Genomic DNA, 8116 nt, shown 5'->3' on the forward strand with positions numbered 1-8116 from the left:
AGGATCACAGTGCCTCGGCGCAATGGGAGCATACCATTCTGGTCACCGACGACAGCTACGAGGTATTGACCCAACTCCCCGGCGATCCCATCTGAACATGCCCGAATTCATGGCAGGCGAGAACCTGTCAGGCGTACCGGAAACCCTGCGTCAGGAACGGTCTGTTTTACAGAGCCGTTTCTCTCCACGGCAGAGTAGTCGCTCGCTCTTGCGCCAGCACTGTGCTCTACTGGACAAATCCTTGCGCAAAATCTGGCGTCAGACTGCAGCAGAGCATGAACAGAGCGTAACCAGACTCAGCCTGATCGCCGTGGGAGGTTATGGGCGCGGAACCCTGTTTCCCGGCTCCGACCTTGACCTGCTGATTCTCACTCCACCCACACTTTCGGAAGATGAAGAGCAGTTCATTCATTTTTTTCTGACGGCGCTGTGGAATTTGCAAATGGAAGTGGGCTCCAGTGTTCGGTCGGTTCAGGAATGTCTGGAAAAGGCGCGAGAAGATCTCAGCATTGCCAGCACGTTTCTGGAGGCCCGTTATCTTTACGGTTCGCGGGAATTATTTGATCAGCTCAAAGAAACCCTCCACGCCAATCCGCCCTGGAAACCGGAAGTTTTTTTTGCTGCCAAACTCGCCGAACAGGAAAACCGCCATGCGCGCTGTAGCGATACGGCTTTTCATCTGGAACCCAACCTGAAAGAGGGCCCTGGCGGGCTTCGCGATATTCATCAACTGCAATGGCTGACTGGCAGCGTTTTCGGAGACAGCAGCCTGCTGTGCCTGTGCCAGAAAAACCTGGTCACCCCGAAAGAATATCGGCAACTTCTCCGGGCTCAGTCTTTTCTGACGCGCCTGCGCATCACCCTGCACTATGCCACCGGCCGCCATGAAGACCGCTTGCGCCTGGAGCAGCAACGCCAACTCGCCGAGGTACTGGGTTACCAGGAGCATCCCGGCCGCAGTCCGGTTGAACAGCTCATGCAAAAGCTTTATCGCGCCTTTGCCGACATTATGCGTATTGCTGCCATTGCTCAGGAAAATATTGCCCTGTACCTGGCTGATCAGGGCAGCCTGAGCAAAGATTCGGCTCAACCTGTCCGGAACCTAGTGCCCCTTCCCCAGGCAGATGATCCGCAATTATTGCAGAAAATATTACGCCTGTTTCGCGAGCTGGCCGAGAACCCACAGATCATTTCTCTGGATGCCTTGACCCAACGCGCGCTTTATAAGTTGCGCAGTAACATACAGGCCCGCAATCTTGAACAGGATCCCATCGCCAGAAATGAATTCCTGGCGCTGCTGGCGCAAGCAGATGGCGCTTATGACAGCCTGAAAATCATGCATCAATGTGGCATCCTCGGGCGGCTGATTCCAGCTTTTGAACGCATTACCGGCCGCATTCAGCATGACCTGTTTCACGTATACACCGTCGATCAGCACACCCTGTTTCTGCTGCGTAACATCGGACTGCTTCATAAACAGGAAGAAACCCGGATGTCTGTACTCAAACAGGCCTGGGCACAAGTGGATAAACCGGAACTGCTGGTTCTGGCCGGGTTATTTCATGATATTGGCAAGGGCCGGGGCGGCGATCATTCCCAAATTGGTGCTCAGGAGGCACGACGTTTTGCCCGACGCCTGCAGCTGTCAGCCAGGGACACGGAACTGATCATCTGGCTGGTGGAGCAGCACCTGCAGATGAGTACGGTCTCCCAACGCCGTGACCTGGAAGATCCTCAGGTCATCCGGGATTTTGCCAGAATGGTCGGTGATGAACGGCATCTGGCCTACTTGCTGTTACTGACCGTAGCAGACATGCGTGCCACCAATCCGGACCTCTGGAACGACTGGAAAGGCTTGTTGCTCAGCACCCTGTATCGCGCTACGGCTACCGAACTGCAGCAGGAAGATCGCAGCCGTCAGGACCTGCCTCACATTGTCCGGGATCGTCAGGAAAACGCGTTGCAATGCCTGACGCAGGAAGATCAAACCCGAGCGAGAGTATTCTGGCAGCATTTATCGGGGGCCTATTTTTCACGTTACAGCGAAAATGAACTGTTATGGCACATTCAGCAGATTCTCGCCCATAAAAGTCGTAAAACCCTGGTAGCGGTGCGCGCCCACCAGCCTGAGGGCAGCGAAATCCTGATTTATGGTCCTGACCGTCCCGGTCTGTTTCAGCAAATTACCGGTGCCCTGGATCGCCAGTCCCTCAACATCATCGACGCGCGCATTGATACCAGTGAAGATGGTCGAGCCATTGACACCTTTCTGGTCATTGACAACAGTCACGCCTTTGCACGAACCGAGCAGGCCGACCAGGATCTTGCGGTGCGGCTGCGCGCCATTATCGAAGGAGAAACCGAAAGCAAGCCACATTTTGGTCTGCGCCACCGCGACCCACGCCATCGTTTTTTTGCCCAGCGTCCTGCTGAAATCCGTGTGGATAACCACGCCCTCTCCCGCTATACCCTGCTGGAAGTGCGTGCGGCCGATCATCTTGGGCTGCTTTATCGGGTAGGTGAGGTATTACGCGCCTTACAGCTGAATATTCATGGAGCCAAGGTGTCTACATTTGGTGAGCGGGTCGAAGATACCTTTTTTATTCTCAATGAAAGGGGTCGACAATTAACTGAAACCCAAAGCAAAAAACTTACTGGCACGCTGGACGAAATGCTGAATGGACAAACGCACTGAATGACTTTTTCTCATAATAAAGGCAGAGTTACATGTGGGATTTTCTGATTCCCAAAGCAGACCGCCGTCGCGATCGTACTTTGGCGCTGGCAGCTATTATCCGTAGCGCCCTGTTGGTACAGAACATTGCCCGCAATGGTGAACAACCGGGGCCACTATTGGCTACCTGTATTCACAGCATTCTGTCCCTGGATAGTGCCAGCACTCGTCAGGCACTGGGAGACATCCAGAGTTTACGACAGGCACTGGCCCTGCTCTGCCCGCTCCTGCAACGCGGCCCCGCCAATGCCCAGGAAGCCGAACTGCTGCGCTATGCCATGGCGATGAGCAGCCTGAGTAAACGCCTGTTAAAAAATGCGGCCGCTTCACAGCGCGTGCATGAAGGTATTCAGCAGGCCAAGCGGCAAATTCAGCATTTTGGTGATCCGCTGCAGAGCAGCGTCATTGCCGGTCTGGCCCAAACCTACACGGAAGCTATCGGCACCTTGCGCCCGCGCATTATCGTCAGCGGTGACAGCCGCTATTTAAGTGACGCTGACGATGCCGCCCGTATCCGCACGCTCCTGCTCAGCGGTATTCGCGCTGCCGTACTCTGGCGGCAGGCGGGTGGTCACATTCCTGGAAGCCTGCTCGAACGTCGGGGTATTTGTCAGGAAGCCGAAGAATTGCTTTCTACGAACAATTCATGCTGAAACCCTGCAACTCGCAGCAGCGGTCAGGTTCTGAGCATCCGAATTAATTTTGGAAACTATCGAGACCCGAAGCATCAGTACTCTGTCTCTGTGCCGGCACCGCATTGCTGACGACAGATGCCGTAGACGCGGTGCTCAGTGGCGCGATGGTAAAGGATTTGATGCGGGTGGTAGGTAGCGGAGATTGGGTCTGGGGTTGAACTGAGACTGAGCGCGCGGGAGCCGTCGCCGACTGCGTACTTGCTGTACTTGCTGTACTGGATTTAAGTGGCTTGGTGGCAACGAGATGCGCCTGACCTGATTGAACAGACTGCGCATGAGCAACCGGCTGAGGTTGTTGATAACCCATGGTGTATAACTTTCCAAGCACCGCATTCACCAGGGCCTGGGCACCGTCCCAGGTCAAATGGACCTGATCAGGATCAAAGTAATTATATTGATCATGGCTGATACGATCCCAGTGCAACAAATAAACATTGGGATATTGTGCCTTGGCATGGAGATACTGTGCTTTGACTTCGTTTTCCCAGACTCTGGGAACATTGGGAATAATCAGCATGACTTTGCGATTTCCGGCTTCGCGCATTACCCGATCCAGATCCTGGGTAAAGACATCGCCATTACTGCCCAGCTCCAGAACGATATAGCGAATATCTGCATTTTGAGGTTGAGCCAACTCTGCCTGCAGGACGGCTGGAGCACGCGAAAACTGTCGACCCACTTTACCGTCCAGTATGGCATTGGGAACCTGATGAATCACAAAACCTGACCATCCCAGAAGAATGGAATCCGTAACAACCAATACCTGTTTTTCTGGATAGGCAGGATTCTGGCGGATTTCCTGTCCGTTATAGAGATACCCCGGTTGTGGATTGGGTTGCCAGGTCATGGAGCCAGCCGCCGGGGCAGACGTTGCGCCTCTGGCACTGAGGGCATTTCCCGCCGGTTCCGCCAGGGCCGCATTACCTGATTGACGGATTGCCAGTAACTGCTTCTGCAGCTGGGCAATTTTGAGCGCCTGGTAATGCTTGTATAACAGCAGGTGGAGATTTTTTTCGCGTTCATGAATAAATTGCTGATTAACCACCACCGTATCATACCAACCGGCAATGCCCAAGCCCAGAATCAGAGCCACAGTAAAAGCTGTTTGCAGGGAAAAATGATGCCGCGCTTTCTTGCCAAAAGCATTCTGTATACTGACTTCAACCAAGGCATAGGTAAGCACCGACAACAACAGGATAATCAACACAGAAAGTATCACTAAAACGTAATCAGTCGCGCCATGATAAAAATAATAGAGAAAAGAAATAACTGGAACATTCCATAAATACAAGGAGTATGACATCTCTCCCAAAGCCCCGCCCAATTGCCATTTCATCTGTGCAAAGACTGTGGATCGTTCCGCAGCATAAATATAAATTGCAGTAAGCAATAATACTGGTAAAGAATATATGACATAATTTCGATAAGGAGCCAGCAGTAACAGACCAACAATACCCAGCACAGCCATGACCACCAGCAGATCAAAAACAAGGGGAACTTTTTTGGGCTCACGACCACTCAGAACCATGAAACCCAGAATCCCGGCAATATAGGAAAAACCATGCCAAGGTAAAACATAAGCAGCATTAAGCTGATGATGTACACCCAACCAGTATGCTCCCCCGACCGTAACCATCAGCAATAGCAACATCAGCACAAAATAAAAATACTGGTTACGAATTATTTTACGCAGCAAAAAATGCAAAACATACAACTGCACCAACAATGAAATAAACCACATTCCAATAAAGGGGTGCGGCATCGCAAAGGTCTGAAAATAAGGTATATGATGAAATATCAGATAAAAGTTATAGACAAAAAGCGATGAATAAACAGCCGGTTCCCAACTGGTCAGATGAAAGTAATAACCAAACAGAGCGACTATCCAGGTTACCACCAGCATGGGAATGACAATACGAGAAAGGCGTCTTCTGAAGAAAGTGCGCATACTGTTCAGAAAGCCAGCATCCGTCGCATGACGCATGGATCTCTCTATTAAGTATCCGGAAACAAAGAGAAATACATCAACGCCCAGATAACCACCAGAAAACCATGCGCTGCCAAATGTAATGGTTTCATGCACATGAAACCCAATGACGCCGACCATGGCGAGAAACTTCAGATAATCCAGATAGAGCATACCGTCATCCCGCAAAATTTTATGAATTAGTTTTTGTCTTCAGTTTTTTTAATATCACGAGCAATGGCATGTACCATGACCTGAATTCCCTGCCAATTGGGATGAACCAGATCCGTCCAGAAGTATTGCGGATGATTTTTGCTGAGCAGATCCCAGCGCACCAGATGCACATTCGGGTGTGTGGCGGCGGTTTGCAGATAAAGCTGTTGTACTTCATGTTCCCAGGACCGGGGCATTTCCGGCATCACCAGAAATACCTGGCGGTGGCCAAGCATTTTGAGTAGTTGCTGCATGTCCTCAGGATACACTTCACCATTCGTACCCAATTCGATGACGACATCACCTACCCCTTGGGTCATCCCGGTTTGTTGCATGGTCTTCCAGATGGGCAGGGCGCTGGAAAACTGTCTGCCCACCCGCCCACTGATGAGCGCATTGGGAAACACATGCGCAAAATATCCCGACCAGCCGGTCAAAATACTGTCACCAATGATAATCACACCGACTGGATAAGTTTTAGGAAAACGCAGCACCGAACGAGCATCCAATACATAGCCCGGATCGGGGGATTCGGAAAAGTCCTTATGCGCATCAATAATTGCCATCTGATCCAGATAACGTTCAGATTTCTGCGGGGCGGGTGCCTTACGCGCCACAACGGGGGCAGGCAGAGTCTCGTGGATGGACTTCACCGCATAGGAAGTGTTTTCATCCATGCAGGCCGCGAGGCCCAGACAGACCCCGATCATCAAACTGAAGCGTACCAGACGGATAGGCTTTACTCCCATAAAACGACTGGAAAGGTTTTGAAACACCTGATGCGACATGACTATCCTTGATGTCTTTATTTTTTTGCTGGACGACTCTAACAATAAAACGAATTACATGCCACGCTCAATTTCATAAACCCAGGCCAAAACTTCGGCTACAGCCTGATACAGCTGAGGGGGTATTTGTTGATCCAGGTCCAGCTGCATGAGCAGATTAACCAGCTCCTTGGATTCATGAACAAATATACCAGCCTCTCGCGCTCTGGCAATAATTTGCTCAGCTACCAGGCCCTGCCCCTTGGCAATCAGAGTGGGTGCTGCATCTTCTGCCTGATAACGCAGAGCCACTGCACTTTTAGGTTTATCCATGTACGGAATCATCTACCGGACGAATCTGCTGCGTAGAAACCTGCAAGCCCAAATCCTGAAGGGATTGGGTCAGCTCGCCTCCGTGAGCTCGCAGCAAAGCCGCCTGATCTGCAGTGAGAACCAGATGCAAGGTAGATTTCACTAATTGCAGACGGGCTTCCACGTGCCCCAGCTTGGGCAGATCCAGAATCAGGGTACTATCCCAGCGCCGGGAGGGAACCTCTTCACCCGCTTGAGAAGGCTCTTCACCATCTCCATCACGACGCCTCACCAACCAGCTCACGTTCTGGCCCGGCCAAAGAGGCCCCGTCCAGACAAACTGCTGCTGATTCAACACCTGGATTTGTTGAGCCAAAATCTGCAGGGAGGCGGTATGAGCGTTAGTAGACAAGGCTAAGGCTCCCGATTTATTCAAATCGGCAATTTGGGTGTATGTTGCCACGTTCTGCTGGGCGATTTTGCTGGCATCACTGGCCAGGAGCGATGGCGACTCCGGTGCAACTGTCTGATTGAAAGACAAGGCAGCCTTACTGGTGGCGCTGGATCCTGTGTCAGCCATGGGTCTGCCCGCATTTTGTGGTTCAGCCAACAAGTTTTGTGTGGTCCATTGACCCTGGTTCCAGGCGGCCAGATGGCTTTCGTAAAAAACACCACTCTGCTGCAAGCTGCTCTGTAAAAAATTCGCAATATTGGCCGGAGACGCATCATTCGGCGCTAACATAGCCGCAGTATGAACAATTTGCGCAGCCGGTTTCCCAGTCTGGACCAGATCGCGTAAGGATTGCGCAGTATCCGATAAAGCCACCTGATCACTACGCACAGATGCCAAATGACTCATCAGCAAAAACTTGGGATTATTGCTGCCACCCAGGTAGGTCAACTGCACTTCCTGCCCTGCTGACCAGTGGCCTGGCAATTCAAAGGCCAGTGTTTTTCCTGCTACCGCAAGCATGGTTTGCTGATTGCCCGATTGTAACACTTTTGCACTCAGCGTATTTCCTGGCAGCAAGCTTTGAGACAACGATGTTGCCGTGGCATTAATTAGAGCTGTTTCCACAACTCTGATAGTGTATGCCGTTTCCATAGTCGTGGAATTCATGAGCGCTTTTCTTCATTCAGACGCCGAATTAACCATTCAACATCGTCTTCACGCATCTGACAGGCACTGGCAATGAATCTGGCATCTCGACCCGCTTCTGCCAACAGTTGCAGTCGCAGTAGCATTAACACCATCAGCAGAAGTATCCAGCACATGCACAAGACTCCTCAACCTTCAGCCTTTCCACCAGCTTTTTATTTTACCGCCCCAAGAAGAAGGTTGCTGTTTTCCTGAACTGCGCAGTCCAATACCCAGCATCCTCAATATTTCCCGATCACGGGTTTGCACATATTGGGCCACTTTTTCCTG

General features: G+C 51.4%; 7 protein-coding genes. 2 read left to right on the forward strand and 5 right to left on the reverse strand.

Features of this window, described 5'->3' with window-relative positions; genetic code table 11:
• The first annotated feature begins 97 nt into the window (after positions 1-97).
• A complete protein-coding gene (gene glnD / locus AC2VLY_RS09315; RefSeq protein ID WP_486922153.1) occupies positions 98-2695 on the forward strand; it encodes a [protein-PII] uridylyltransferase in 2598 nt (865 codons plus the stop codon).
• Positions 2696-2727: 32 nt separating this feature from the next.
• The gene (gene hflD / locus AC2VLY_RS09320; RefSeq protein ID WP_193650685.1) at positions 2728-3387 is read left to right on the forward strand and encodes a high frequency lysogenization protein HflD; all 660 of its coding nucleotides are present in this window, start codon (positions 2728-2730) and stop codon (positions 3385-3387) included.
• 43 nt (positions 3388-3430) lie between these two features.
• On the opposite strand, the gene AC2VLY_RS09325 is transcribed toward hflD, so the two are convergent.
• Genes AC2VLY_RS09325 through AC2VLY_RS09345 form a run of 5 tightly spaced genes read right to left on the reverse strand, consistent with a single transcriptional unit; the run spans position 3431 to position 7962 of the window.
• Positions 3431-5569 carry an acyltransferase family protein gene (locus AC2VLY_RS09325; RefSeq protein ID WP_486892050.1) on the reverse strand — a complete coding sequence of 713 codons (2139 nt, stop codon included), beginning with the start codon at positions 5567-5569 and terminating at the stop codon, positions 3431-3433.
• A gap of 26 nt (positions 5570-5595) precedes the next feature.
• Entirely contained in the window at positions 5596-6396 is an 801-nt protein-coding gene (locus AC2VLY_RS09330) for an SGNH/GDSL hydrolase family protein (RefSeq protein ID WP_486892051.1), read from the reverse strand.
• Between the two features lie 54 nt (positions 6397-6450).
• The gene (locus AC2VLY_RS09335; RefSeq protein WP_193650682.1) at positions 6451-6708 is read right to left on the reverse strand and encodes an EscU/YscU/HrcU family type III secretion system export apparatus switch protein; all 258 of its coding nucleotides are present in this window, start codon (positions 6706-6708) and stop codon (positions 6451-6453) included.
• A complete protein-coding gene (fliK, locus tag AC2VLY_RS09340) occupies positions 6701-7807 on the reverse strand; it encodes a flagellar hook-length control protein FliK (RefSeq protein ID WP_486892052.1) in 1107 nt (368 codons plus the stop codon). Before fliK ends, AC2VLY_RS09335 begins: the two co-directional genes overlap by 8 nt.
• Positions 7804-7962: a hypothetical protein gene (locus AC2VLY_RS09345; protein ID WP_193650680.1), complete on the reverse strand. Its 159-nt coding sequence runs from the start codon at positions 7960-7962 to the stop codon at positions 7804-7806. Before AC2VLY_RS09345 ends, fliK begins: the two co-directional genes overlap by 4 nt.
• Positions 7963-8116: the final 154 nt, after the last annotated feature.

Source organism: Acidithiobacillus sp. TH-A36 (assembly GCF_057473445.1).

Bases quoted from the DNA above. Each gene is read 5' to 3' on its own strand.
- glnD (WP_486922153.1), top strand. From the start codon at position 98: ATGCCCGAATTCATGGCAGGCGAGAACCTGTCAGGCGTACCGGAAACC.
- hflD (WP_193650685.1), top strand. From the start codon at position 2,728: ATGTGGGATTTTCTGATTCCCAAAGCAGACCGCCGTCGCGATCGTACT.
- AC2VLY_RS09325 (WP_486892050.1), bottom strand. From the start codon at position 5,569: ATGCTCTATCTGGATTATCTGAAGTTTCTCGCCATGGTCGGCGTCATT.
- AC2VLY_RS09330 (WP_486892051.1), bottom strand. From the start codon at position 6,396: ATGTCGCATCAGGTGTTTCAAAACCTTTCCAGTCGTTTTATGGGAGTA.
- AC2VLY_RS09335 (WP_193650682.1), bottom strand. From the start codon at position 6,708: ATGGATAAACCTAAAAGTGCAGTGGCTCTGCGTTATCAGGCAGAAGAT.
- fliK (WP_486892052.1), bottom strand. From the start codon at position 7,807: ATGAATTCCACGACTATGGAAACGGCATACACTATCAGAGTTGTGGAA.
- AC2VLY_RS09345 (WP_193650680.1), bottom strand. From the start codon at position 7,962: ATGTGCTGGATACTTCTGCTGATGGTGTTAATGCTACTGCGACTGCAA.